Source organism: Vibrio sp. 1069, assembly GCF_033340555.1.
In genome coordinates this window covers 1-508 of sequence record NZ_JAWOWP010000997.1, presented here as the reverse complement: position 1 = coordinate 508, position 508 = coordinate 1, and the positions used below count along the sequence as shown (strand labels likewise).

Below are 508 nucleotides of genomic sequence, written 5' to 3'. Positions count from 1 at the left end.
AGTATTTGAATACCTTTTTGTCATTGGCGTTCAATACGCAGCGAGAGAGAAAACGCTCGCTGCGAAAAAATTAGCTTTGGAATGCGTCTCGGGCAGACACTTGTTCAAACCAGCGAGCGATGTTTGGGTACTTCTCGAAGACTTCAATACTCAAACCATTCACCGCAAAACCAATGAAAATATAACCGGTAATATCGACAACGGAAAACTGGTCTGTCGCAATGTATTCACTCTCTGACAAACGTTTATCTAAGGTTGGCAAAAACTCGAGGACGCGAGACTTGGATTCTTCACCCCACGCTGCCACACAGTTTTCACGATCTTGATAGATCGCCGTAATGTTGCGAAACGCTTGGAATGCCGCATAAAGGCCTTGGAACTCGACGACACGGTGCCACATTTCCACCTGTGCTCGTTCTAATTGATTTGCGCCAAACAGAGCTAAGTCATTTTCAAACGCTTCATCGAGATAGCGGCAAATAGCCACGCTTTCACAGATCGTTGTGCC

Annotated in this window: 1 protein-coding gene; it reads right to left on the bottom strand. The window is 45.9% G+C overall.

Translation table 11 applies throughout. From position 1 onward, the window contains the following. Window positions 1-70 precede the first annotated feature (70 nt). A partial coding sequence (locus R7040_RS30245) for a glutathione binding-like protein (protein ID WP_318098160.1) occupies window positions 71-508 on the bottom strand: 438 nt, incomplete at its 5' end.